Annotated in this window: 25 protein-coding genes, 2 tRNA genes and 1 pseudogene; 13 read left to right on the top strand and 15 right to left on the bottom strand. The window is 64.8% G+C overall.

Features of this window, described 5'->3' with window-relative positions; all coding sequences use genetic code 11:
• Positions 1–234: transposase (locus tag AC1DT7_RS17975; RefSeq protein ID WP_478037488.1), on the top strand; the 234-nt coding region annotated here is incomplete at its 5' end.
• A gap of 31 nt (positions 235–265) precedes the next feature.
• On the opposite strand, the gene AC1DT7_RS17970 is transcribed toward AC1DT7_RS17975, so the two are convergent.
• Together AC1DT7_RS17970 and AC1DT7_RS17965 are read right to left on the bottom strand one after the other, a co-directional pair.
• Positions 266–484 carry a hypothetical protein gene (locus tag AC1DT7_RS17970; RefSeq protein ID WP_478037486.1) on the bottom strand — a complete coding sequence of 73 codons (219 nt, stop codon included), beginning with the start codon at positions 482–484 and terminating at the stop codon, positions 266–268.
• 11 nt (positions 485–495) lie between these two features.
• Positions 496–681 carry a hypothetical protein gene (locus AC1DT7_RS17965; RefSeq protein ID WP_478037485.1) on the bottom strand — a complete coding sequence of 62 codons (186 nt, stop codon included), beginning with the start codon at positions 679–681 and terminating at the stop codon, positions 496–498.
• Between the two features lie 95 nt (positions 682–776).
• Here AC1DT7_RS17965 and AC1DT7_RS17960 point away from each other — a divergent pair.
• Both AC1DT7_RS17960 and tig read left to right on the top strand, forming a co-directional pair.
• A tRNA-Leu gene (locus AC1DT7_RS17960) sits at positions 777–861 on the top strand.
• 76 nt (positions 862–937) lie between these two features.
• Positions 938–2593 (top strand): trigger factor, encoded by a 1656-nt coding sequence (tig, locus tag AC1DT7_RS17955; protein ID WP_478037483.1) that lies wholly within the window; start codon positions 938–940, stop codon positions 2591–2593.
• Positions 2594–2654: 61 nt separating this feature from the next.
• Here the strand turns inward: tig and AC1DT7_RS17950 are convergent, their stop codons facing one another.
• A complete protein-coding gene (locus AC1DT7_RS17950; RefSeq protein WP_478037482.1) occupies positions 2655–3248 on the bottom strand; it encodes a DUF4328 domain-containing protein in 594 nt (197 codons plus the stop codon).
• A gap of 104 nt (positions 3249–3352) precedes the next feature.
• On the opposite strand from AC1DT7_RS17950, the gene AC1DT7_RS17945 reads away from it, so the two are divergent.
• From AC1DT7_RS17945 to AC1DT7_RS17925, 5 genes are all read left to right on the top strand, one after another.
• On the top strand, positions 3353–4297 hold the full coding sequence (locus tag AC1DT7_RS17945; RefSeq protein ID WP_478037481.1) for a glycosyltransferase family 2 protein: 945 nt from the start codon (positions 3353–3355) through the stop codon (positions 4295–4297).
• 85 nt (positions 4298–4382) lie between these two features.
• A complete protein-coding gene (locus AC1DT7_RS17940) occupies positions 4383–5084 on the top strand; it encodes an ATP-dependent Clp protease proteolytic subunit (protein WP_478037480.1) in 702 nt (233 codons plus the stop codon).
• Positions 5085–5200: 116 nt separating this feature from the next.
• A complete protein-coding gene (gene clpX / locus AC1DT7_RS17935) occupies positions 5201–6469 on the top strand; it encodes an ATP-dependent Clp protease ATP-binding subunit ClpX (RefSeq protein WP_478037479.1) in 1269 nt (422 codons plus the stop codon).
• 77 nt (positions 6470–6546) lie between these two features.
• Positions 6547–7152, top strand: a complete 606-nt coding sequence (locus AC1DT7_RS17930; RefSeq protein WP_478037478.1) for a GNAT family N-acetyltransferase — start codon at positions 6547–6549, stop codon at positions 7150–7152.
• Positions 7153–7253: 101 nt separating this feature from the next.
• Positions 7254–7772: a DUF4240 domain-containing protein gene (locus AC1DT7_RS17925; protein ID WP_478037477.1), complete on the top strand. Its 519-nt coding sequence runs from the start codon at positions 7254–7256 to the stop codon at positions 7770–7772.
• A gap of 267 nt (positions 7773–8039) precedes the next feature.
• Here AC1DT7_RS17925 and AC1DT7_RS17920 read toward each other — a convergent pair whose 3' ends face one another.
• From AC1DT7_RS17920 to AC1DT7_RS17885, 8 genes and pseudogenes are all read right to left on the bottom strand, one after another.
• Positions 8040–8378: an ArsR/SmtB family transcription factor gene (locus tag AC1DT7_RS17920; RefSeq protein ID WP_478037475.1), complete on the bottom strand. Its 339-nt coding sequence runs from the start codon at positions 8376–8378 to the stop codon at positions 8040–8042.
• Entirely contained in the window at positions 8375–8851 is a 477-nt protein-coding gene (locus AC1DT7_RS17915; protein WP_478037474.1) for an SRPBCC family protein, read from the bottom strand. Before AC1DT7_RS17915 ends, AC1DT7_RS17920 begins: the two co-directional genes overlap by 4 nt.
• A 58-nt stretch (positions 8852–8909) precedes the next feature.
• The gene (locus tag AC1DT7_RS17910) at positions 8910–10379 is read right to left on the bottom strand and encodes an NCS1 family nucleobase:cation symporter-1 (RefSeq protein WP_478037472.1); all 1470 of its coding nucleotides are present in this window, start codon (positions 10377–10379) and stop codon (positions 8910–8912) included.
• Positions 10376–10806 (bottom strand): annotated as a pseudogene (locus AC1DT7_RS17905) (hypothetical protein). Before AC1DT7_RS17905 ends, AC1DT7_RS17910 begins: the two are co-directional and overlap by 4 nt.
• Positions 10781–12187 carry a GTP-binding protein gene (locus AC1DT7_RS17900; RefSeq protein ID WP_478037471.1) on the bottom strand — a complete coding sequence of 469 codons (1407 nt, stop codon included), beginning with the start codon at positions 12185–12187 and terminating at the stop codon, positions 10781–10783. The pseudogene AC1DT7_RS17905 and the gene AC1DT7_RS17900 overlap by 26 nt, the downstream one beginning before the upstream one ends.
• A 98-nt stretch (positions 12188–12285) precedes the next feature.
• Complete coding sequence (locus AC1DT7_RS17895) at positions 12286–13674, bottom strand: FAD-containing oxidoreductase (protein ID WP_478037470.1); 1389 nt, start codon at positions 13672–13674, stop codon at positions 12286–12288.
• 4 nt (positions 13675–13678) lie between these two features.
• Positions 13679–14134 (bottom strand): DUF4126 domain-containing protein, encoded by a 456-nt coding sequence (locus tag AC1DT7_RS17890; RefSeq protein ID WP_478037468.1) that lies wholly within the window; start codon positions 14132–14134, stop codon positions 13679–13681.
• Between the two features lie 83 nt (positions 14135–14217).
• Positions 14218–15102 carry a LysR substrate-binding domain-containing protein gene (locus AC1DT7_RS17885; protein WP_478037467.1) on the bottom strand — a complete coding sequence of 295 codons (885 nt, stop codon included), beginning with the start codon at positions 15100–15102 and terminating at the stop codon, positions 14218–14220.
• A gap of 91 nt (positions 15103–15193) precedes the next feature.
• Between AC1DT7_RS17885 and AC1DT7_RS17880 the strand changes: the two genes are divergently transcribed.
• Complete coding sequence (locus AC1DT7_RS17880; protein WP_478037465.1) at positions 15194–15970, top strand: ferredoxin--NADP reductase; 777 nt, start codon at positions 15194–15196, stop codon at positions 15968–15970.
• A 366-nt stretch (positions 15971–16336) separates the two neighbouring features.
• On the opposite strand, the gene AC1DT7_RS17875 is transcribed toward AC1DT7_RS17880, so the two are convergent.
• From AC1DT7_RS17875 to AC1DT7_RS17860, 4 genes are all read right to left on the bottom strand, one after another.
• On the bottom strand, positions 16337–16813 hold the full coding sequence (locus tag AC1DT7_RS17875; RefSeq protein ID WP_478037464.1) for a DUF5681 domain-containing protein: 477 nt from the start codon (positions 16811–16813) through the stop codon (positions 16337–16339).
• Positions 16814–17050: 237 nt separating this feature from the next.
• A complete protein-coding gene (locus tag AC1DT7_RS17870) occupies positions 17051–17653 on the bottom strand; it encodes a methyltransferase family protein (protein ID WP_478037462.1) in 603 nt (200 codons plus the stop codon).
• A 10-nt stretch (positions 17654–17663) separates the two neighbouring features.
• Positions 17664–19394: a M1 family metallopeptidase gene (locus AC1DT7_RS17865; protein WP_478037460.1), complete on the bottom strand. Its 1731-nt coding sequence runs from the start codon at positions 19392–19394 to the stop codon at positions 17664–17666.
• A gap of 14 nt (positions 19395–19408) precedes the next feature.
• Complete coding sequence (locus AC1DT7_RS17860; RefSeq protein WP_478037459.1) at positions 19409–19996, bottom strand: hypothetical protein; 588 nt, start codon at positions 19994–19996, stop codon at positions 19409–19411.
• A 163-nt stretch (positions 19997–20159) separates the two neighbouring features.
• Here AC1DT7_RS17860 and lon point away from each other — a divergent pair, with 163 nt between their 5' ends.
• The 4 genes from lon (at position 20160) to AC1DT7_RS17840 (ending at position 25066) form a co-directional block, all read left to right on the top strand.
• The gene (gene lon, locus AC1DT7_RS17855) at positions 20160–22556 is read left to right on the top strand and encodes an endopeptidase La (protein ID WP_478037458.1); all 2397 of its coding nucleotides are present in this window, start codon (positions 20160–20162) and stop codon (positions 22554–22556) included.
• A 158-nt stretch (positions 22557–22714) separates the two neighbouring features.
• A complete protein-coding gene (locus AC1DT7_RS17850; RefSeq protein ID WP_272627303.1) occupies positions 22715–22987 on the top strand; it encodes an HU family DNA-binding protein in 273 nt (90 codons plus the stop codon).
• A gap of 143 nt (positions 22988–23130) precedes the next feature.
• Positions 23131–23205: transfer RNA gene (locus AC1DT7_RS17845), tRNA-Val, on the top strand.
• A gap of 244 nt (positions 23206–23449) precedes the next feature.
• Entirely contained in the window at positions 23450–25066 is a 1617-nt protein-coding gene (locus tag AC1DT7_RS17840) for a hypothetical protein (protein WP_478037457.1), read from the top strand.
• The last annotated feature ends 53 nt before the right edge of the window (positions 25067–25119 follow it).

The following is a 25119-nucleotide window of genomic DNA, read 5'->3' as shown; positions in this document are numbered from 1 at the left end:
CCTGCCATCCGCGAGGCAATCCGTAGCGCGGGCGCCAAGCTCCTGTTCCTGCCGCCGTACAGCCCCGATCTCAATCCGATCGAGCAGGTCTTCGCCAAGCTCAAGCACCTGATGCGCAAGGCCGCAGAGCGTACCCACGACGCAACCTGGCGACGCATCGGCTCCATACTAGACACCTTCAGCCCAGATGAATGCCGCAATTACTTGCTCAACTCCGGATACGGATCAAGCTAATGTCATCCGACTCTAAATCGCAGGCGCTAGATTACTGCGTGTCGTCCTGGTTCTTCGTCACGCCACCGGTGCCGCCCACGCCATCGGGCAGGCCCGGCGAGGTGAACGAGTCCGGCTCGCGCCCGCCTTCGCCGCGTTCGACGGCGTCCTTGCGGGCTTCGACGACTTGTTCGATGTCGCTGCGTCCGTCTTCAGCGGTGTCGTTGTCGGCCCTGAGCGGGCTGTCGGGATGGGGATCTCGATCGGTCATGCAGGTTCCTCTCAACGAAAACCGGTGCCGCCGACCGGCTGGCCGGGGGCAGGGGTGGAGGGTGCGGGCTCACCGCCCGGCTGCGGCGACGGCACGTCGATATCGGGCGTGGTCGGCGATATTTCGGCCGGGGGCGCCTCGGGCTGGGCCGGCTGGCTTGGCTCGGGCGGTAATTCTTGCGGTGGGGTAGTGGCCATTGTCATTCTCCTCCGCCATATAACGCACTTGCATCGCGCCGGGTTGCTACGCCCGTGCGAGTTGCTATAGACGCCGCCGACCGACGGTGTCCCACGCGGGCGTGGCGGAACTGGTAGACGCGCCTGGTTTAGGTCCAGGTATCGCAAGATGTGGGGGTTCGAGTCCCTTCGCCCGCACCAGTCTCGTCGCGCAAGGCGAGGGTGCCGCAACAGTGATTCCCTGAAAAGGCCCAGAGCTAAAAAGGCAAGTGTTGAAATGCAGACTGTCGAGACGTTGAACGAGGGCCTGAAGCGCGCCTACACGCTGAAGATCACGGCGAAGGACATCGATTCGAAGGTCGATGCCGAACTGAAGCGCGTCGCGCCCCAGGTTCGCATGCCCGGCTTCCGCCCCGGCAAGGTGCCCGCCAATTTGGTTCGCAAGATGCACGGCCCCGCGCTGCTGCAGGACGCGCTCAACACCTCGATCCAGGAAGGCGTCCAGACGCTCCTCGCCGAGCAGAAGCTGCGTCCGGCGATCCAGCCGTCGGTCAGCCTCGACGAGGGCTATGAGCTTGGCCAGGACGCCGAGGTCAAGGTCGAGCTCGAAGTGCTCCCCGACGTTCCGACCCCGTCGATCGACCATCTGAAGCTCGAGCGCCTGACCGTGCCGGCCGATGAGGCAGCCCTGCAGGCGCAGCTCCAGAAGTTCGCCGACCAGCAGAAGCGCTGGGACGATGCCAAGGCAACCTACAAGGCCAAGGAAGGCGACCTGGTCGTCATGGATTTCGTCGGCAAGGTCGACGGCGTTGCGTTCGATGGCGGCACCGGCACCGACATGTCGGTCGAAATCGGCTCGGGCCGTCTGATCCCGGGCTTCGAGGATCAGGTCATCGGCGTGAAGACCGGCGAAGAGCGCCAGATCAACGTGACCTTCCCGGCCGACTATGCCGCCAAGGACCTGGCCGACAAGGCAGCGACCTTCGACCTGAAGATCACCGCGGTGAAGACCGCCGGCGAGACCAAGATCGACGACGAGCTGGCGACCTCGCTCGGCCTCAAGGACCTCGACCAGCTCAAGGAGCTGCTCAAGGGCCAGATCGAGCAGGAGCTGAACCAGCTCACCCGCACCCACATGAAGCGCAAGCTGCTCGACCAGCTCGCCGAGGGCCATGATTTCCCGGTCCCGCCGTCGATGGTCGAAGCCGAGTTCACGCAGATCTGGCAGCAGCTCGAGCATGAAGCCACGCATGAGGCCGATCCGGAAGCAGCGATCGCCGAGATGGAGAAGGAGCGCGACGATTACCGCGCCATTGCCGAGCGCCGCGTGCGCCTTGGCCTTCTCCTGTCGGAAATCGGCCAGGCGAACGGCGTCGAGGTCAGCCAGCAGGAAATGAACCGCCTGATCGCACAGGCCGCGTCGCAATACGGCCCCGAGGATCGTACCCGGTTCATCGAATATGTCCGTCAGGACCCGATGGCCGCTGCTCAGCTGCGCGCCCCGCTCTATGAGGACAAGGTCGTCGACTGGCTGTTCGAAAAGGCCGACATCAGCGACCGCGAAGTGACCCGTGAAGAGCTGGAAGAAGCGATCGAGTCCGAGGACGGTTTCGCCAGCGGCACGCATCATCACGATCATGACCACGACCATGATCATGATCATGACCACAAGCCGAAGAAGAAGGCTGCCGCCAAGAAGGCAGCGCCTGCCGAGGACGCCGAGGCGGAGGCTCCTGCAGAGGAAGCCAAGCCCGCGAAGAAGGCAGTCGCCAAGAAGGCTGAGCCCGAAACCGAAACCGCTGAGGAGCCGGTGAAGAAGCCAGCCGCCAAGAAGGCGGCGAAGCCGGCGGCTGAAGAAGCTCCGGCCGAGGATGCTGCGCCTGCCAAGAAGCCGGCGGCGAAGAAGGCTCCGGCAAAGAAGACCGAAGACTGATCGATCTGCGGGGACGTCGCCGCCTATGGGCGGCGGCGTCCCCGCGATCTGAAACCGGCGGTCAGGCGAAGACCTCCGCCAAATTCTCTCCACTCAGGCCTTGTTGGGCCAGAGCGATGCCGCGAATCAGCATGATTGCGAAGACGGCCAGCGCCAGGTCGATTACGCTGGCCACCCACATTCCGACATTGGCCATATTTGCTGCGCCGCTGGCGAAGCCGATGAAGAAGCTTCCCAGATTGTTAAGCAGCCATAGTGCCCACCAACCCGACACGAGGCTGTCGTTCGTCTCATAGGCGGAGACGCCGCGACTTGCGTTCCAGAGTTCGCGCATGCCCTGGAAGGGCTTGAACAGGCTGGCGATGGGGACCGCAAACCACCAGATTCTCGATGCCGGCGTAAATTCGAGATCGTTGAAATCCGCGGCGAGCAGATTGCGGCCGGCGACATAGATCCAGCAGGCAAACACGATCATCGTCGTTATCTTGAAGAGCCCGGCGGCCAGATCTACCGACGATGCAACCGGTGTGACGATGGCCTGAAACATCGCCGGCGCGACAAGCGCCGTGGTCAAGACCACGGGCGTCCATACAGCGTCGATCACGACCATGATCGTCAGGACGCCTGTCAGCACCCGCAGGTCGCGAATTTGCATTTGATATTTCCCTTGTTCCCCGAAGCCGATCATCCGGCGCGGGAATGAAATGATCAAATCGAAAAGGGGTCGAACCCGCGCGAATTCCTCCCTATGGCAGCACGATGACGTCGCGCATTGCTGTCCTGCTGCCCTGCTACAACGAAGAAACCGCCATCGCGCAGACGATCGCGGGGTTTCGCGCCGCACTGCCCGATGCGCGCATTTATGTGTACGACAATAACAGTCGCGATCGCACGATCGAGGTGGCGCGCGCGGCGGGCGCGATCGTGCGGAGCGAGCGGATTCAGGGCAAGGGCAATGTCGTCCGCCGTATGTTCGCCGATGTCGATGCCGACATCTATGTAATGGCCGATGGCGATGCGACCTATGACGCGGCTTCCGCGCCGGTGCTGGTTGCCCGCGTGCTGGAAGAGCAGCTCGACATGGTCGTCGGCGCTCGCGTCACCCAAGCCGATGCCGCCTATCGGCGCGGCCACAAGATGGGCAATGCGCTGCTGACCGGCATGCTCGCGCGCCTGTTTGGGCGCAGCTTCACCGATATCCTGTCGGGCTACCGCGTGTTTTCGCGCCGTTTCGTGAAGAGCTTCCCGGTGCTGTCGGCGGGTTTCGAGATCGAGACCGAGATCAGCGTCCATGCGCTCGAACTGAAGATGCCGGTCGCCGAGATCGAGACGCCCTATTTCGCACGCCCCGAAGGCTCCGAATCGAAGCTCAGCACCTACAGCGACGGCTTCCGCATCCTGCGCACCATCATCCAGCTATACCGGATCGAACGGCCGGTGCTGTTCTTCGGCAGCATCGGCGCCGTGCTCGGCGGCATCGCGGTGGCGCTCGCCATCCCACTGATCATCACCTATCTTCACACTCATCTCGTGCCGCGTTTCCCGACCGCGATCCTTGTCACGGGCCTCGTTATCCTCGCGTCGCTCAACGTCTTCGCAGGACTTATCCTCGATACGGTGGTGCGGGGGCGGCGCGAGGTGCGGCGTCTCGCCTATCTGGCGCACCGCGCGCCGGGCGACGATGATTGGTCGGGTTCGAGCTAGGGGCCGGTCAGCACGGGGCTTGAACTCGTTTCCGCCAGCGCCGATGTAAGGCATCTGTTGGGGCATAAGGATTTAAAGGCACACTATGCATAACCCGTTCGAGACCGGCGACTTCATGCGCCCGCTCACTTCCAATGGTTTCGCTGCGCAGGATCCGCAGGCCGGCCTCGTTCCGATCGTGATCGAGCAGTCGAACCGTGGTGAGCGCAGCTTCGACATCTATTCGCGCCTGCTGCGCGAGCGGATCATTTTCGTGACGGGCGGCGTCGAGGACCATATGGCCTCGGTGATCAGCGCCCAGCTGCTCTTCCTGGAGTCGGAGAACCCCAAGAAGGACATCTTCATGTACATCAACTCGCCGGGCGGCGTCGTCACGGCGGGCATGGCGATCCATGATACCATGCAGTATATCCGTCCGCGCGTCGGCACGGTCTGCATGGGCCAGGCCGCCTCGATGGGCAGCTTCCTGCTCGCCGCCGGCGAGCCAGGCATGCGCGTCGCGCTGACCAACGCCCGCATCATGATCCACCAGCCTTCGGGCGGTGCACAGGGCATGGCCAGCGACATCGAGATCCAGGCACGCGAGATTCTGCGTATCCGGCACCGGATGAATGAGCTCTATGCTCACTACACCGGCAAGCCGATTGGCGAGATCGAGCATGCGATGGATCGCGACAAGTTCCTGTCGGCGGATGAGGCCAAGGAGTTCGGCCTGATCGACGAGGTGTTCGACAAGCGTCCGGCAATTGCCGACGAATCGTCGCCCCCCGTTCTGCCGGCATCGTAAACCGGATATTGGTGCCTTTGGTCATAAGGCGATTTGGTGATTGTAGTGTTGCGGGTGGCCGGTCTAACATGGCCCCCCGCACGAACGTGCCGTGTATGGCGCGAAGGATGGATTGAATGACGAAGCTCAGCGGCGGCGACTCGAAGAGCACGCTCTATTGCTCGTTCTGCGGCAAGTCGCAGCACGAGGTTCGGAAGCTCATCGCCGGGCCAACCGTGTTCATCTGCGATGAATGCGTCGAGCTCTGCAATGACATCATCCGCGAGGAGACCAAGTCGGCTCTCGTCTCGAAGAAGGACGGGGGCGTGCCCACGCCGCAGGAGATCTGCGACGTGCTCGACGATTATGTCATCGGGCAGAAGCGCGCCAAGCGCGTCCTCTCGGTCGCCGTGCACAATCACTACAAGCGCCTCAACCACGGCCAGAAGGGCGCGGATGTCGAGCTTGCCAAGTCGAACATCCTGCTCGTCGGGCCGACCGGCTGCGGCAAGACGCTGCTCGCCCAGACTCTGGCGCGAATCCTCGACGTGCCCTTCACCATGGCCGATGCGACCACGCTGACCGAAGCGGGTTATGTTGGCGAGGATGTCGAGAACATCATCCTCAAGCTGCTCCAGGCCTCCGACTATAATGTCGAGCGTGCGCAGCGCGGCATCGTGTACATCGACGAGATCGACAAGATCAGCCGCAAGGCCGAGAATCCCTCGATCACGCGCGACGTGTCGGGTGAGGGCGTGCAGCAGGCGCTGCTCAAGCTGATGGAGGGCACCACCGCCTCCGTCCCGCCCCAGGGCGGCCGCAAGCATCCGCAGCAGGAATTCCTGCAGGTCGACACGACGAACATCCTGTTCATCTGCGGCGGCGCGTTCAGCGGCCTCGAAAAGATCATCGGCGATCGCCTTCAGGGCAAGTCGATCGGGTTCGGCGCCTATGTCGCGTCCCCTGAGGAACGCCGCACCGGTGAGACGCTCAAGTCGGTCGAGCCCGAGGATCTGCTGAAGTTCGGCCTGATCCCTGAATTCGTGGGCCGCCTGCCGGTCATCGCCACGCTCGAGGATCTCGACGTGCCGGCGCTGGTGACAATCCTGACCGAACCGAAGAACGCCCTGGTCAAACAGTATCAGAAGCTGTTCGACATGGAGGAAGTGAAGCTCGGCTTCACCGACGACGCGCTCGTGCAGGTCGCCAAAAAGGCGATCGACCGCAAGACCGGCGCGCGCGGGCTTCGCTCGATCCTCGAAGGCATCCTGCTCGACACCATGTTCGATCTGCCGGGCATGGATTCGGTCGACGAGGTGATGATCGACAAGGACGTGATCGACGGCCGCAAGGAACCGATCCGCGTTTACGCCAAAAAGGAAAAGACCGGCACCGGCGCCGCATGATCTAATCTCCCTCTCCCCTCTGTGGGAGAGGGAAGGGTCCCATCGCATAGCGATGGGAAGGGTGAGGGGGACACTCGTTGACTTTCCGAACCTCACCCCCAACCATCCGCGTCGCCGACACCGCCGATCGCACCGCCATCGCAGCAATGCTCGCGCGAGCCTTCGCCGAAGACCCCGCCACCAGCTTCATCTTCCCGGACCCCGAGCAGCGCGCCAGACGCCTCCCGCGCATGTTTGCCCTGCTGTTCGACGAAGACGCGCGCGGCATGCGGCTGATGACGGAGAGCGGCGAGGCGGCCACCTTGTGGCGGGCCCCTGGCCGCAATCGAACGGGCTGGCTCGACCTGCTGCTCCACGCAGTGCCGCTGGTGAGCCTGTTCGGCACCGCGCTGGGCCGGGCGCTGGCGGTGTCCAACGCGATCGACGCGCATTTCCCCGACGGCGACTATTGGTATCTCCACATCGCCGGTTGCGATCCCGCATCGCAAGGCAGGGGCCTAGGCGGCGCGACGATTCGATCGGGACTGGAACGCGTCGCAGGCAGCGGCTTGCCGGCCTATCTCGAGACGCCCAGCGAGAAATATATCGGCTTCTATCGCGGGATCGGCTTCGAGGTGATCGGCGAATGGACCGTGCCCAAGGGCGGCCCGCGCTTCTGGTCGATGATGCGGCCGGCCGACTGACGATGCGACCATGGATCGTCCTGGGAATCCTCCTCCTGCAGGTCCCTGCAGCGCTGCGCGCACCACCGGCCTTCGCCCAGCAGGAAAGGAAGTCCAGCGAGATGACCCAAGCGCGGTTCTGGCAGATCCTCGCCGAATCGGCGCACAACACGACGGATCAACAGAGCCAGGCAGCCGCCTTGCGTGTGGCGCTCGATCGCCTGACGCCGCACGAGATCGAGGCCTTTGCCGAGATTTTCGACGAGCTGATGCGCCGATCCTATCGCTGGGATCTATGGGGCGCCGGCTTCGTCGTGGAAGGCGGTATGTCCGATGACGGCTTCGAATATTTCCGCCGCTGGCTGATTTCCCGGGGCGAGGCGGCCTTCGAAAAGGTGAGCGCCGATCCGGACTCTCTCGTCGACATCATCCCGGACGATCACGACGGCGAGTTCGAATTCGAGGAATTCGGCTATGTCGCCGGTGAGGCCTGGGCGAAGAAGACCGGTCGCGGTGCCGAGGCGATGCCGCACAAGGCTCGACCCTACAACTCGGATCCTTCCGGCACGCCGTTCACCGAAGACCCTGCGGCTCTCAAAAAACGCTATCCGAAACTATGGGCGCGGTTCGGCTCGGATTGATCGATTCAATCTGGGGCCCAACCATTGCAGCAACGGACTGGGCTGGATGTCAGGCATCTGCCCTGTTCTTTCACATGGTGAAATGTTGCATGATTCCCGCCGCGGATCAGCGGAAGAAACAGCGCATTTGACGTGCGTTTTCCGCTGCTATCCATAACAGCGGTAATGCGACACAAGCCACTGATTCAGCTCCGGAAAATCCAGCCGAAACTCCAACGTAACAGCGGAAGAAAAAGATTGCCCGAACAGGGGGCGTCGTTGGACGAATCAGGACTCCGCCAGAAAATCGCCGAGCCGGTCAAGCCGACGCTCCACCGGGGATCGCCGGTCACGAATCCATTGTTCGAGGATCGAGAATCCGCCGGGTAGCAGCTGGCAGCTCCGCACCCGCCCTACTTTCTCGGTGCGCACCAGTCCGCATTCCTCGAGCACCTGCAGATGCTGCGCGACCGCGGTCAGGGTGATGCCCAGCGGCGCTGCCAGGGTGGAAACGGACAGCGGCCCCGCGGTCAGCCGTTCGACGATCGCCAGCCGCGACGGGTCGGCGAGCGCGCGCAACACGCGCTCGACACTCGCCGCAGGCTTGCTGGTTTCGGGAATCGTCACGCCTCCGGCAATATCGCCCCCAGCCGGTCGAACAAGGCGTTCCACCCGTGCTCGCGCATTTCCGGGCCGTCCGCGCCTTCGAGGAAGGCTGCCTGGTGGGTGCAGATCAGGTCGGTACCGCTCTCGGCCGGCACCAACTCGATCGTCATCAGCGTGACCGAGATCGGCCGGCCGCCGATCGTCATGGTGGCGGCGCTGATGATGCGGCGGTTCGGGACGATGTTGTGGAAATACTCGTCATTGGCGAGCTCGACGCCTTCGAACGGCGTGTCAGGCCCCATCTTCGCGCGCGAGACGGCGTGGCCACCGACGCGGAAGTCCATCTCAAACGCCGCCCCGTCGCGGCTATCCGGGTCAGCATACCAACGGCGCTTCTGGTCTTCGCGGCTGAACGCCTCGAACACCCGTTCAGGCGGAACGGGATAACTGCGCTCGATCACGAAGGTGCTGGGGAGGACTGGTTTTACATCCATGACGCCACGACTCCATTAGTGAAGTTACGGCTTCACTATCTTTCGGGCCGATCAATTGTCAAGTCTGCGCTTCACTATTATGCCCAGCGGAGCGCATCAGCGCGGCGTAGATGCCGAGCGCCAGGAACAGCCCGATGAACCACGCATAGGCATAGAGCCCGGTCCAGAAGCCACCGATCCACCCGAAGCGGCCCGGCGCCACCGTCGCGAGGAAACCCGGCAGATTGGGCAGCACCCCGATGGCGAAGGCGATCAGCGCCCGCCGGTTCCACCCGCCGGCATAGGCATAGCGGCCATCCTCCCGGTACAGGGCATCGACATCGAGCTGCGTCCGCCGGATCAGCCAGTAATCGGCGATCAGGATGCCGGCGATGGGCCCGAGCAGCGCGCTGTAGCCGGTCAGCCAGACGAAAATATAGCCGCCGGTGGTCGCCAGCAGCTTCCACGGCATGATGAGCACGCCGATCACCGCGGTGATCAGCCCGCCGGTCCGGTAGGAGATCCGCCCCGGCGCCAGCGACGAGAAATCATAAGCGGCACCCACCAGGTTGGCGGCGATGTTGCAGGAGATGGTGTCGATCGCGATGACGATCAGCCCGAGCAGCACCAGCGGCCCGGCCAGCGTGCCCGACAGCGCTACCGGATCCCAGATCGCATGGCCGTAGATGACGACGGTGGCCGAGGTGGTGATGACGCTGGCCAGTGCGATCAGCCCCATGCCCGGCGGCAGGCCGATCGTCTGGCCGAGGATCTGGTCGCGCTGGCTCTTTGCGAAACGGGTGAAGTCGGGGATATTGAGCGCCAGCGTGCCCCAGAAGCCGATCATCGCGGTCAGCGACGGCCAGAACACCGCCCAGAACTGTCCCTCGCGTGCGCCGCCCGGCACGAAGGCGGAAGGGCTGGCGAAGATCGGCCCGAGCCCGCCGGCACTGTCCACTGCCCACCAGACCAGCGCGATGCACACCAGGATCTTGACCGGCGCGGTCCATGTCTCCAGCCGCCGGATCGTCGTCAGCCCCTTGCGCACGAAAAACAGCTGAATCGCCCAGAAGGTGGCGAAGGACAGCAACTGCCCCAGGCCGATATCGAGCACCGGCACGACCGGCCCGTTCAGGCTCCGCCCGACGAACACGCCGAGCAGGGTCAGCAGCGCCTCGCCCCCGATCCAGGTCTGGATGCCGAACCAGCCGCACGCGACCAGCGCCCGCGCCATGGCCGGCAGGCGCGCGCCGCGTGTGCCGAACGACGCCCGCGCCAGCACCGCATAGGGAATGCCATGGCGCGCGCCGGCATGGCCGATCAGCAGCAGGGGGACGAGCACCACGACATTGCCGAGCAGCACCGTCGCCGCGGCCTGCCCGGCCGACATGCCCTGCTCGATCAGGCCGGAGGCAAGCATCCAGCTCGGTACGGCGACGATCATGCCGATCCACAGCGCGGCGAAATGGTACCAGCGCCAGGTCCGCTGCGCCGCATCGGTGGGCGCCAGATCCCGGTTCCAGAGCGACTCCGCGGCGTGATCGGTCATGCGCTTTCCCCCGGTGCCGGAGTTGGCCGCAATTCCGCCGGCCGCGCAAGGCTCGTCACATGTGCGATCGGTTCGAGCAGATAGGGGGCGGTCGCCGCCAGCGCCTCGGCCATCGCGGTCCGCCCCGCGGTGCGGAAGGCGAGCTCGGAGCTGTCGACCGCGTGGAACGACCCGTCCACCAGGGTTACCGCGACATCGACCACGTCCATGCCGAGCGGCCCTTTGCCATCGCGTGCCGCACGCCCTGCTCGACCGCCGGGATCCATTGGCGCGGGATGGCGCCGCCGGTGATCCGGTCCTCGAAACGGCACCCGTCGCCGCGGTCGAGCGGGCGGATCTCGATACCCACGTCGCCGAACTGGCCGTGCCCGCCCGATTGTTTCTTGTGCCGCCCGTGCTGGTTAGCTGCCTTGGATCGTCTCCTTATAGGCGACCGCCGGCGCGCGCGCCGTCACTGCGACGCCGTAGCGCCGCCTGAGCCGTTCGAGCGCGACGCCGAGATGCTCGTCGCTCAGGCCATGAAGCAAGGTCTCGTGCGATCCCTCGTCCTGGCCCCAGCGCAGGCCTGGATCCTCCTCGACCAGCCGGTTGAGCGAGGTCGACAGGCGCACTTCGTCCTTGTGATCCTTCACCGCGATCGCCAGCGCATACTTGGCGACCGGCCACGTAGCAGGCGTCACCGCGGCGGGACGCGTGGCGATACCGATCAGGTCGCCCGCCCGAGTCGCTTCGGCCTTGGCGATGCCGATGATCTCGCCCGGCTCGGCGTGCTGCACCCGGGTCGCGGTGCCGCCCTGTAGCGCGAACAGGGCTCCAGCGCGCATCGCCTCGCCGGCACCGCCGATCAGTTCGGCCCCTTCAGTCAGTTCCCCGCCGAAGACCCGCGCGACGGCGAGCCGCCCGACCGGACTGCCGTGCGAAATCCTGATGACCTGCACCGCCGGCCCCACCACACCGATCCGCGCTGCCGTCTGCCCGGCGGTCGGCGTGTCGTGGCGCAGCATCTTGAGCAGTCGGCGGATGCCGAAGCCGTTCAGCGCCGATCCGAACAGCACCGGCACGACCAGCCCGGCCGCCGTCTCCCGCGCCAGATCGCCGAAGATCGTATCGAGGCTCGGCACCTCGTCCGACAACAATTGCTCGAGCAGCGTATCGTCATGGTCGGCAAGCTGTTCGAGCATGTGGAAACGCGCCGCGCGCTCGTCTTCTTTGAGGTGCGCGGCAAGGGGAACCTGCTGGGAACGCTTGCCTGGCTGATAGTGATAGGCCCGCTCCAGCGCGAGATCGACGAAACCGGCAGTCCGCTCGCCCGCGCGGATCGGGATCTGCCGCGCGACCAGCGCTGCCGCGCTCATCGGCTGCAGCGCGGCGAGCAGATCCTCGATACTGCCGCGCGCCTGCTCGATCTTGTTGACGAACAGCGCGTGGGGCAGGCCGATCGCCTCGATACGCCGCAGGGTGGGCTCGACCAGCGGGGCGCGCGCCGGATCGGGATCGATCACCACCAGGGCAAGGTCCGCCGTCGCCAGCGCCATCTCCATGTCGGTCGCGAAGGCAGGGGAGCCCGGCGCGTCTGCCAGCAGATAGCGGTCACCCATCCAGTCGAAGCGCAGCAGGTTGAGTTCGGTCGACCCGCCCCGCGCCCGCGCTTCCGGACTGGCATCGCCGACGGAGCTGCCCGCATCCACTGCGCCGAGTCGCGGGACGGCGCCGGCCGCGTGCAGCAGCGCTTCGCCCAGGCTGGTCTTGCCCGCACCGGCGGGGCCAACAAGCGCGATCGCTCTCGCGCCTCTGCGGATCTCGTCCACGCACGCTCTCCTCGTACCCGCCGGCCTTTCCTGGTGGAGGCCGGTCGTCGGGATTCGGGAGGGTCTGCCTATAGCTACAGGAAGGCAAGGGCCGGGATTTAACCGGCGTCAGGCTCGGTCGGTTTCAGGTCGAGCAATATGGTCGGGATCAGCTCGGACACGGTTGGATGGATCGGCACCGTCCAGCGCAGGGCATCGATCGGCTGATCCGCGCTCATCGTATCGAGTATGCCGTGCACCGCCTCGTCGCCGCCCGTGCCGAGGAACGCGGCGCCCAGGATTCGCTTCGTCTCCGCATCGGTGACGATCTTCATGAAACCCTTGGTCTCGCCCTTCTCGATCGCGCGCCCGACCCGGGTCATCGGCCGTTTCGACACCAGGATCGGCCGCCCTGACGCCCGCGCCTCTGTCTCCGTAATACCCGCGCGACCAAGCGGCGGATCGGTATAAAGCGCATAACCCGGCACGCGCTGGCTCAGCCGCCGGTCATCGCCGTCGAGCAGATTGGCCGCGACGATCTCGAAATCATTGTAAGCGGTGTGCGTGAAGGCGCCGCGCCCGTTGCAATCGCCCAGCGCCCAGATGCCGGGCACATTGGTCTGCAACATGTCGTCGACCTGGATATAGCCGCGCTTGTCGGTCGCTATGCCGGCAATTTCCAGTCCGAGATCGTCGGTATTGGGGCGGCGCCCCACTGCCAGCAGCGTGTGGCTGCCCACCACCATGGGCGGGCCCTCCTCGCAATCGACGGACACGGCGACACCCTCGGCGTGCGGCCTGAAGCCGATGCAATTGGCGCCGGTGCGGACGGCGATGCCCTCGTCCTCCAATATCTCGCGGATCGCGGCCGAGACGTCGGGGTCCTCGCGCGCGATCAGCCGGTCGTTGCGCTCGACCACCGTCACTTCGGCCCCGAAACGGCGATACATCTGCGCGAATTCGAGGCCGATATAGCTGCCCCCGACCACGACGAGATGCCGTGGCAGGGTGTCGAGCGCGACCATGTCGACATTGTCGAGCCACGCCACATCATGCACCCCCGGCATGTCGGGCACCGACGCCCGCCCGCCGACATTGAGGAAGATGCGCGGCGCGGCGAGTTCCTCACCATTGGCCGAAAGGGTGTTGGGTCCGGTGAAGCGGGCATGGCCGCGCAGGAAGGTCAGGCCCGCCATGCCTTCCAGCCATGTCTCGTTGTTGGTCCGCGCCTTCATCGTGACGGCATGCGCCCGCGCCGCGACCGTCTTCATGTCGATTTCGACCGGCCCGGTCCGGATGCCGAAGTCGGCGCCGCGCCGGGCGAGGTGCGCCGCATAGGCGCTGGCGACGAGCGTCTTGGTCGGCATGCAGCCGGTGTTGACGCAGGTGCCGCCGACCAGATGGCGCTCGACCAGCGCGACCGTCATACCGGCGTCGGTCAGCCTTCCGGCGAGCGACGGGCCGGCCTGTCCGGCACCGATGATAATGGCGTCGAACGAGCGGCTCATAGGATCAGAGCGCCAGCACGATGGCGACGGCGCCCAGGATCGCGACCGCATCCTCGATCAGTGCCGCGGGCCGGTCGCTTCCGAATGCGGCGGCCAGCTTGCCGCGCGCCGCAGCCCCGCCCAGCGTCCCGATCACAGCGCCGACCACGCCCAGCACCAGTCCGATCACCCAGGAGCCGCCGCCGACGCCGATCGCCGCGCCGGACAGGCCGCCAGTGACGATACGCGCGCCGAATTGTTGCGGCACCTTCCGGCTTGGCGTGGAGGGAAGCTGGTCGGTGACCAGCTCCGCAGCTGCCAACAGGGTGAGGATCCACGGCGTGAAGCGCCATCCCATGAAGGCGAGCCAGCTTCCGTCGAGCGCGAGCATTCCGCAGGATGCGGCCCAGGCGACCGCGGCAGGTGCCGTCATGGTGCGCAAGCCCGCAATGATTCCGATCAGCAACGACAAGATGAACATGCCAGTTTCCCCCGAAGTGACGAACCGAGCCGCCTTCATGCCTCACTTCCGGCTCTAAGAGAATGGTGCGACGCTATTGGGGATCAGGGACGGGCGGCGGCGCAGATATCCATGAACGCGCGGATGCCGGCGGTGACGTGCTTTTCGCGGTGAAGCACCATGTAGAAGCGCCGGTGCAGATCGATCTCCGGCACAGGCAGCTCGACGACCCGCCTTTGCGCCAGCGCACTCCGGGCCGTCAGGCGGGACACGCACCCGATCATCGAGCTGACCGCGACCGTCTCCAGGATCGCCTCGATCTGCTGAAGCTCCATGCCGATCTGCCAGCGGCTCCAATAGGGACGCATCGCCTGGTCGAGGGTCTGGCGCGTGCCCGACCCCTTTTCGCGGACCACCCAGCGCTGGTCGAGCAGCGCATCGACCGGGCAGGGGGATCGACCGGCCAGAGGATGCGAAGGATTGCAGATCAGCACCAGTTCGTCGTCGAGCCAGTCGGTCACCATCAGGTCGGGATCGGCGCATTCCCCCTCGACCAGCGCGAGATCGAGCGAGAAATCGGCGATCCGGCCCGCGATCTCGGCCGTGTTGCTGATGTCCAGGGTCAGGGTGCTGTCGGGATAGCGCCTGGAATAGGCCTCGATCAGCGACGGCGCGATATGGTTGCCGATCGTCTGGGTCGCCCCGAGCCTGAACGACCCCGGCCCCCTTCGCCCCGAAAGCAGCGCATCGATCTCCTCGGCCCGGTCGAGCAGGTCGCGCGCGGCCGGAAGCAGGGAGCGCCCGGTCTCGTTGATCCGCAGGCGCTTGCCCGCGCGGTCGAACAACGGCCGGTCATACCGCCGCTCGAGTTCCAGCAGTGCAGCGCTCGCCGCCGATTGCGACATCGCCAGTTCGACTGCGGCGGCAGAGATATTCCCCTCCCGCGCGACCGCGGTGAAGATCTGGAGATGGCGGAGACTGAAACGCATAACCCGTTTTATCGATGATCCTTACCAATATTACCAGTTTTTTGAATGATGCCGCACGCCCTATCTGGGGTGCCAATCCTGGAGCATCGATATGGCAAGCCTGCGCACCGAGCGCGTTCTCAGCGTCAATCACTGGAGCGACCGTCTTTTCAGCTTCAGGACGACACGCGACCCGGCATTCCGCTTCGAGAACGGCCATTTCGTCATGCTTGGCATCGATCTGGGCGGCAAGCCGCTGCTGCGCGCCTTCAGCATCGCCAGCCCCAATCACAGCGAAGAGCTCGAATTCCTGAGCATCAAGGTGCCGGACGGCCCGCTCACCTCACGCCTCCAGAACATTGCGCCGGGGCAGGACCTGTTCGTCAGCAACAAGCCGGTCGGCACATTGGTGGTGCGCGATCTCCGCCCGGGCCGGGTTCTCTACCTGTTGGCGACCGGTACCGGCCTGGCGCCGTTCCTCAGCATCATCCAGGACCCGGAAACCTATGAGAAGTTCGATCGGGTCGTGCTTGCGCATGGCGTGCGCACCTGTGCCGAACTCGCTTACGCCGACTTCATCGGCAAGGATCTGCCGAACGACCCATATCTCGGCGAGGAAATCGCCGCCAAGCTGCTCTATTACCCCACCGTCACGCGCGAGCCGTTCCGCAATACTGGCCGCCTGACCGCGCTGCTCGGCTCGGGCAAGTTGCAGGCCGATCTGGGCCTGCCCGATCTCGACCCGGCACACGACCGTGCGATGATCTGCGGCAGCACCGCGATGCTCAACGACCTGTCGGCCCTGCTCGATGAGCGCGGGTTCGAGGTATCGCCGGGCGTCGGCGAGCCTGGGGATTATGTGATCGAACGGGCGTTTGCCGACAAGTGAAGTGAGACGTCGCCGCCATCGTGCGAATGGGCGGAGCCGCGCAGTCCCTGGATAGGTGGGGTCAGAGTATATCAACTGATCCAGGCAGGCGCATGACAGTAGGAATTCGAAATGCGGTCCCGGTGAAGATGTGGATTACCGGGGGGTAGTGTCCTCCCGCTGACGCCGGTCTGATCGCGCCGGCGGCGATGTCGCCGACCGGGCGACCGGCATCAAGCAACGCCCGCAATCCGTCGATCCCCTGCAACCGGATACCCGCACGGTCCGGATCAAGGCGCGACACCATCGCCTCGATCCTTGGCTGGACCCTGCTCGCGGCGCCGTGGTGGCACTCGGCACCATCCCGGTCGAATGTGAGTGTCGGGCTCATTCTTTCGTCTCGTCCTCACCATCCGGGATCACCACGCGTCCCCATCGCGAATCGACCAGGATATCGTCGTCATAGGAGACCTCGGCGTCGCGCCAGTTAAGCGGCCGTTCCAGCAGGTCATAGAGCGCGAGCTGGTCGTGCAACTGGGCTTGCTCCGCCTCCTGCACGATCTGGGTCCAGCGGCGCAATGCTGCCTGGTTGCCCTTGAGCGCCGCTTCCGTAAGCGCCCGGAGCACCGCCTGGTTCGCCGGCAACTCGATCGCGTCGGCGCCCTCACCGACCGTCACCGGCCGATAGGCCTCCGCCAGGATCATCGCGCGCGTCGGCAGATCCGATCCGGGCAGGCGGTCCCCCGGCGCACCGGTTGCGCGCCGGCCGGGTGGACGTCCGGCAGGGTTGCCGGATTTGCCCTTGCTGAAAGGCCGTCCCGGCCCCTTGGCCCGCTTCGCTGATTCAACCTTTTGCCCGCTCATGCCATCACTCCAGCCATGGATCGTCCGGCCACCTTCAAACCAGATTGCGCGCGGCATTTGAATCAAGCGCTGGCTGTTTCCAGCCCATCGCTGGCTGTTCCATGGCTGTTATCGCGGAACAGCCAGCAGGGGCATAAGTCCCTCATCTGCCATCGGAAAAAAGGGGCGCATTTCCAACATAACAGCCAGCAAAAAAATAAAGCCGACATAACAGCCGGGAACAGCCGGCACCCGTCCTCAGAACACCCCCGGCAAGAACCGCTTCACCCGTGCGGCATAGGCGTCATACTCGGCCCCGAACTGCGCGTGCAGCAACTGCTCCTCGTGCCGCACCCGCAACCAGGTCGCGACCGCATAGATCGGCACGGCAAGGATCAGATTGGCTATGTGGCCATAGGCGATCGCCATGGCCAGCATGAACAGGAACAAGGCGACATAGATCGGGTGGCGCACCACCGCGAAGGGGCCGGCCTGCACCAGCTGATGGTCGGTGCGGGTCCGCGCGACCAGGCTCCAGTTCTTGCCCATCGTGAGCGACGATGCATGGAACAGCCCCACCGCCCCGAGCATCAGCACCAGGGTCGCGACCGCCTCGACGATCGCCTTTGCCGACATCGGGTCGAGCGTCACGTCGATCCGTCCATATCCGGCGACGGCGATGCCGAGGGCCTGCACCAATATCCAGATCCACGAGGCGCGGTTGCGCCGCGCTGTCGGCACCTTCTCCGATCGGCCCGCTCGATAGCGCGCCGCCATCAGCGCGGCGAAGAAGGTCAGGAAGCCGAGGGCGAGCCCGGCGAGGCCGGGCAGCCCGACTGGGTCGATGCGGAACAGGCTCATGCTATGTCCTCTAATATTTGGACTTGGGCGGCGTGGCTTTCCATATCTTATAGGCCTCAAGCGCCTTGGACCGCTTCAGGATCCGCGCGGCCGGATCGACCACGACATGCGCGCCCGGCGTGAGCGCAATGGTGCCCGTGCCGCCGGTCATCGCCAACTTCTGGATCTTGCCGTCCACCTGCACCTCGACCGGCATGGGGAAGGGCAGGCCGTCGGGCGCCTTCCAGCTCAGGGTCAGTGTGTCGCCGCCGCGTGTCTCGATCAGCTCGGGCAGGGCGGCCTTGCGCAGATAGACATCGAAGAACCAGCCATAATCCTTGCCGGTCACCTGTTTGACGAAGCCCTCATATTCCATGGTCGAGCCGAAGCGGGGGGAGAAATTGCCCGGTTTCGGATCGAGCCGGCCGTAGACCGCCAGCCGCGTGACGGCGCGGAACGCGTCGTCACCGATCAGGCCGCGCAGGGTGTGGAGCATCCACGACCCCTTGTAATAAATGTCCTGGCCGGGGCCGCCCCTGGCGATCTCATAGACTTCTTCCTCGGTGCGGATCTCGCCCGAGATCAGCGGCTGGAGGTTGGCGATCTTGTTGCGCTCGTCGTCGAGCATCGTCGCATAGCGAGCGGTACCCTCGCGCCACAGCCCGTACCAGGGCTGCATATAGGTGCCATATCCCTCGTGCAGCCAGTAATCGTCCCAGTTGCCGGCGGTCAGCTGGTTGCCGAAATATTCATGGGCGAATTCATGCTGGAACAGCCAGTCGAAGCCCTCGGGCGCCTTGGCATATTCGTTGCCATAGGCGTTGATCGTCTGGTGCTCCATGCCCTTGTGCGGCGTCTCGACAACGCCCAGCTTCTCGTCGCCGAACGGGTAGGGGCCGACCTCGCTCTCGAAGAAATCAAGCGTCGGTGCGAATTCGGCGAACAGTTCCTTCGCCTTGGCTTCTTCGCCCGGCAGATACCAATAGAACATCGGGATCTCGTTGCCGTACCGGCTTTTGTAGATACCCGAAATCTCTTCATAAGGCCCGACGTTCAGCGCGATGCCATAGGTGTTGGGCTGGCGGACGCTCCAGTTCCAGGTCGTGCGCCCGTCGGGCAGCGTATCGACGCCTATCAGCTTGCCGTTGGACGGCGCCTTCAGCCCTTTGGGCACGGTGATGTGCAGCGTGACATTCTCCGGCTCGCCAGTCGGGAAGTCGAGACAGGGCCAGAACAGGTCGCAGCCATAGCCCTCGGCCGTGGTCGCGAACCAGGGGCGCCCGTCGGGGGTCTTTGCCCAGACCATGCCGTCGTCCCAGGGCGCGTTCACCGCGACGTGCGGCGTACCGCCATAGGTGATCGCCGCCACGACCTGCTGGCCTGCGGGAACGGTGCGGGGCAGGGTGATGGTCAGCCGCCCGTCCGGATCGGCAAAGGCGGATCTGGGAAGGGGTTCGCCGTTGATCGACACGGCGCTCGGCGCGATATTCTTGTCGAGGTCGATCACCAGCCTGGTGAGCGGCGCCTTTGCGGTGAAGGTCAGCGTGGCAAGCCCGCGCAGTTCCTGGCTGGCGGGCAGCACATCGAACTTCAGATCGGCATGGTCGAACTTCAGCTTCGCCTGGTCCGCATCGATCACGCCGCCAGATCGCTGGGTCTGTTCGGTAATCGGCGGCTCGCCCTTTTTCGGCAGTCCGGCGGCAGTGGTCAGCGAAAGCACGGCAAGGGCAAAGATGAGCCGGGGGGCAGGTTTCGACGGCATGCAGGGATAAGGCCTCACACTAGGTCGACCGAGAAACTCTCGATCGAAAGGGCGAAAAAGGGATGATCGTCCTGGGTGATCGCCAGCCGTTGCGGCCAGCGTACGCCCTTGTCGGTCACGGTGCCGGCAAAGCGCAGATATTCGTGGATCGGTTTTCCGGCGTCCGAGTTATCCGCCGGTGCGACGAGATAGTCGGCGGACAGCAGCCTGCCGTCCTTGCCGAATCGGCAGTCGATCGCGGGGAAGCCGGCCCGGCTGCCACGCAGCGCGCCGCGCGGGCGTGTTTCCCAGCGAGCGCCGGCCATCAGCATATAGCCATACACGCCGAATTGCTGGCGCTCGTTGAGCGTGGCGGCGGGCGTGAGTGCAGACTGGACACCGTTGACGACCTTGAAGCCGCGTTCGCCCTCGATCATCAGGGTGCGCTTCTCGCTGCGGCCTTCGCTTTTCAGCCAGCTGTCGGATCGCGCCCGAACGAACGGCTCCACATAGGTTTCGATGCCCAGGTCGATCGTCCTGCTGCCGGTATAGACCTTGGCCGTGCCCGCCCATCGGATCGAGCGGACCCGTTCGATCAGGGCGCGGCCGCCGATCGCCTCCATCGCGCGCGCGACCGGGTCGGCCGGCAGCGCGGCTGCTGCAAGGTGAGAGGGCAGGGCGAGAGCAACACTTGTTCCCGCTAAAAACGTTCGGCGATTGATGGATTGGTTACCAGCACCATATAAGGAAGAACTGGCGCCTCGTTCAGGCGCTGCCGGAGTATTCATGACCCAATCCTACCCAGTCCTGCCGCTTCGCGATATCGTCGTCTTCCCGCACATGATCGTGCCGCTGTTCGTCGGCCGCGACAAGTCGGTCGCAGCACTCGAGGCCGCCATGGCCGCAGACAAGGAGATTTTCCTCGTCGCGCAGCTCGACCCGGCCGAGGATGATCCCGAGCGCGAGGATCTCTACGACATCGGCGTCACCGCCACCGTGCTTCAGTTGCTGAAGCTGCCGGACGGCACCGTCCGTGTGCTTGTCGAGGGCAAGACCCGCGCCGCGCTCGATACGCTGTCGTCGACCGACACCTATCTCACCGCCACCGTCGCGCCCGTCGAGGAAGCGGCTGCCGAAGGTAACGAGGTTTCGGCGCTGATGCGCTCGGTCGTCGACCAGTTCGAGAACTACGCGAAACTCAATCGCAAGCTGCCGGCCGAGACCGCGGTGCAGCTCGGCGAGATCGAGGATGCGTCGCGCCTGGCCGATGCCGTCGCCGCGAACATCTCGGTCAAGGTTTCGGAAAAGCAGACGCTGCTTGTCGAAGCCGATCCGACCAAACGTCTCGAGATGGCCTTCGCCTTCATGGAAGGCGAGCTCGGCGTCCTGCAGGTCGAGAAGAAGATCAAGAGCCGCGTCAAACGCCAGATGGAGAAGACGCAGCGCGAATATTACCTCAACGAGCAGCTCAAGGCGATTCAGCGTGAGCTCGGGAATGAGGGCGAGGAAGGCGAAGGCGACGAGATCGCTGAGCTGACCCAGAAGATCGCGACGCTCAAGCTGTCCAAGGAAGCCCGCTCCAAGGCGACCGCCGAGCTGAAGAAGATGAAGACGATGGCGCCGATGTCGGCGGAAGCAACCGTCGTGCGCAACTATCTCGACGTGCTGCTCGGCATGCCCTGGGGCAAGAAGTCGAAGATCAAGAAGGATATCTCGGCCGCGCAGGCGATCCTCGACGAGGATCATTATGCGCTGGAGAAGGTCAAGGATCGGATCATCGAATATCTCGCGGTCCAGGCACGTACCAACAAGCTGAAGGGGCCGATCCTGTGCCTCGTCGGCCCTCCCGGCGTGGGCAAGACCTCGCTCGGCAAGTCGATCGCCAAGGCAACCGGGCGCGAGTTCATCCGCCAGTCGCTGGGCGGCGTGCGCGACGAGGCCGAGATCCGTGGCCACCGCCGCACCTATATCGGCTCGCTGCCGGGCAAGATCGTGACCAACCTGAAAAAGGCCGGCACCTCGAACCCGCTGTTCCTGCTCGACGAGATCGACAAGCTCGGCCAGGATTTCCGCGGCGATCCAGCCTCGGCATTGCTGGAAGTGCTCGATCCGGAACAGAACTCGAAGTTCCAGGATCATTATCTCGAGATCGACATCGATCTGTCGGACGTGATGTTCGTGACCACCGCGAACACGCTGAACCTGCCGCAGCCGCTGCTCGACCGCATGGAGATCATCCGGCTCGAAGGCTATACCGAGGACGAGAAGGTCGAGATCGCCGAGCGGCACCTGATCGCGAAGCAGATCGAGGCCCATGGGTTGAAGGACGGCGAGTTCACCCTCACCACCGAGGGACTGCGCGCGCTGATCCAATATTATACCCGCGAAGCCGGTGTGCGTACGCTCGAGCGCGAGATCGCCAAGCTCGCGCGGAAGGCGCTGCGCCAGATCCTCGAAGGCAAGGTGACGAGCGTTACGATCACGCCCGACAACCTGTCCGAATTCGCCGGGGTGAAGAAATATCGTCACGGCCTGGGCGAGGAAGAGAATCAGGTTGGCGCGGTGACGGGTCTTGCCTGGACTGAGGTCGGCGGCGAGCTGCTGACGATCGAGAGCGTGACCGTGCCCGGCAAGGGCTCTGCCAAGGTGACCGGCAAGCTCGGTGACGTGATGAAGGAGTCGATCGAGACCGCCTTCAGCTTCATCAAGGCGCGTTCGCCGAGCTATGGCATCAAGCCGAGCGTGTTCGCCCGCAAGGACGTGCACATCCATCTGCCGGAGGGCGCCGTTCCCAAGGACGGCCCGTCGGCGGGCATCGGTATCGTCACCGCGATCATCTCGACCCTGACCGGCGTGCCGGTGCGCCGCGACGTGGCGATGACCGGCGAGGTCACGCTGCGCGGACGGGTGCTGCCGATCGGAGGCCTCAAGGAGAAGCTGCTCGCGGCGCTGCGCGGCGGGATCACCACCGTGCTGATCCCGCAGGAGAATGAGAAGGACCTGGCGGAGATCCCGGCGAACATCCGCGAGGGGCTGACCATCATCCCAGTGGCGCATGTCGACGAGGTGCTGCGGCTTGCTTTGACCGGCCCGCTGACGGCGATCGACTGGACCGAGGCCGACGATCTGGCCGCCCAGCCGCCCGCCGGAGTTGCCCCGATCGGCGGCGAACTGCATCATTGATCAAGGTGTCAAGCAAAATGGCCCGAATTTCGCCCCTTTAGACGAATTTTCAGGCTGTTTTGCTTTGACAGCCCCGGTTTGAGCCGCCTTACTGTACCACCGGCTTTGCGCCGCGACTCATTCTCAATGCATCATTTCAAGACGGGGGTTCTTTCGGCATGAACAAGCAGGAACTGATCGGATCGGTCGCCGACGCGTCCGGACTGGGCAAGGGCGATGCCAGCAAGGCGGTGGAGGCCGTGTTCGATGCGATTTCGGCTGCTCTGAAAAAGGGCGATGAGGTCCGTCTGGTCGGCTTCGGCACGTTCTCGGTGAGCAAGCGCAAGGCATCGACCGGCCGCAACCCGCGCACCGGCGAGCCGATGACGATCAAGGCGTCGTCGCAGCCGAAGTTCAAGGCGGGCAAGGGCCTGAAGGATTCGGTCAACTGATCGAACAAGGAATATGGGTGTCGGGGCTGGACAAGCCGCGACCCCTTTTCTAAGGCGATGAGATCAGGGGCGGCGGCAACGCCGCCCTATTCCGTTGGCGGCAACGCCGGCGAAGACATTGCGGCTCCCTCGTGGATCGCGATGGGCGCGTAGCTCAGCGGTAGAGCACACCCTTCACACGGGTGGGGTCACAGGTTCAATCCCTGTCGCGCCCACCAGATTTCCAGCCCGCCGGTTGCTTAGCGACCGGCGGGCTGTCGCATTTGTGGCGCGGCGGCCGTTGCTAGTCATCGATCCGCAACAATTGTCACCGATCTGAAATGCGGGCGTCATCATAGAGTCTTCGAATCCGCACCGTGGAGTCACGGGCCGCCCCTAGCGGGGCTGTGTGGTCGGCAGGGGGAACACCGAGTCGATCCGGAGAGCGTGTCAGCTCTCGCCCACAGATCGAACGGAGTCATTATGACCAGCTTCAAGCGCTTTAGTCTTGTCCTCATGAGCGGCACCGCTCTTCTCGCGCTGGGTGGCTGCGACGGCGCCGACGGCGTTGCCTCGCCGGGTGCAGGCACTGTCGTCATCAACCCGCCCGCGCCGGCTCCGACGCCCACGCCGACTCCAGGGCCGTCGCCGATCACCGCTGCGCAGTTCGCGGCCGTAACCACGGTCAACGGCATTTCGATCACCGCGGATGAACAGCTTGCGCTGGTCAATGCCGGCACCAACAACAAAGTCGACGGCGTCAACGCTTCGATTACCGGTGGTATCTTCCCCGCAGGCGCCGCCTCGCTCACCCCGGCGCTCGATCCCTCGACGATCAATCCCTTCTTCACCAGCACCAACTTCGTCGGCGCCTTCAATGGCTCGACCGACACGGCCTTCCAGGGCTGGACCTGTAACTCGACCACGGCGAATTTCGGTGGTTCGGGCGCGTCCTGCACCGCGGTGCCGAACGTCGGTTCCGGTGCTGCCGCCGCGGCATGCCCGACCGGTACGATCGACGATGGCGTGCTGAGCAACACCTTCCGCGCCTGCCGCCTGCCGACCGTCATCACCGGTACGCTCAACCTGCCGAAGATCGCTGGTGTCTTTTACCGCCTCCGCGGCCAGACCGAGGTCGGCACCGATGTCGGCACGACCGGCGCTGACTCGAATGCGGTGCTGAACATCGAGCCTGGCGTCGTGATCGCCGCGGACTCGAGCGAGCCGACCAATGACCTGCTGCTCGTCAATCGCGGTGCGAAGATCAACGCGGTCGGCACCGTGTCCGCGCCGATCATCTTCACCTCGCAGCAGAACCTGACCGCCAACGGCGTCAGTGATGCGTCGCAAGGCCAGTGGGGTGGTATCATCCTGCTCGGCCGTGCGCCGGTCGGCGTCTGCGCAGCCGGCACCGGCCCTAACAACGCGGCCGGCAGCAGCACGACCTGCCAGCAGGCGATCGAAGGTGTGACCGGTCGCTTCTATGGCGGCCCGACCGCAGCCGACAGCAACGGCAAGATGCAATATGTGCAGATCCGCTATAGCGGCATTGCGATCAGCGACGGTAACGAACTCCAGGGACTGACCCTGGGCGGCACCGGCTCGGGCACCGTGCTCGATCACATCCAGAGCCACAATTCGGCCGATGATGGCGTCGAGATCTTCGGCGGCACGACCAACATCAAGTATTTCGTCGTCACCGGCGCCGACGATGACGGGTTCGACATCGACAACGGCTATCGCGGCTTCATCCAGTTCATGGTTGCCGCGCAGCGTCTCACCGGCGCGACGGCCGACTCCTTCTCGACCGAGATCGACTCGAACAATGCCGAGGATCTGCTGCCGCGTACCTTCGGCCGCTATGCCAACTTCACCTTCATCCAGCGTGCGCTCGCCCCCGCTGCGATCCGCCTTCGCGGTGGCGCGGACATGACTTTCGTGAACGGCGTCATCTCGACCCCGGCGAACGTCGCCTGTGTCAACATCATCGCGGGCGTGGACGCGGGCGGCCGCTCGACCATCCGTCCGGCAGATGCGGCGCTTCAGGACGTTGGCCCGCCGGTGTTCAACTCGGTCTACTTCGCCTGCCAGGGCCGTTAAGGCCGGGCAGCGATCCGACCAGCATTGATGCCGGGGCGGCCTCCAGCGCCGCC

It is taken from the genome of Sphingomonas sp. P3_C6 (assembly GCF_056402595.1).
Note: the sequence above shows the minus strand (reverse complement) of the source record. Positions and strands in the feature narration are given on the sequence as shown.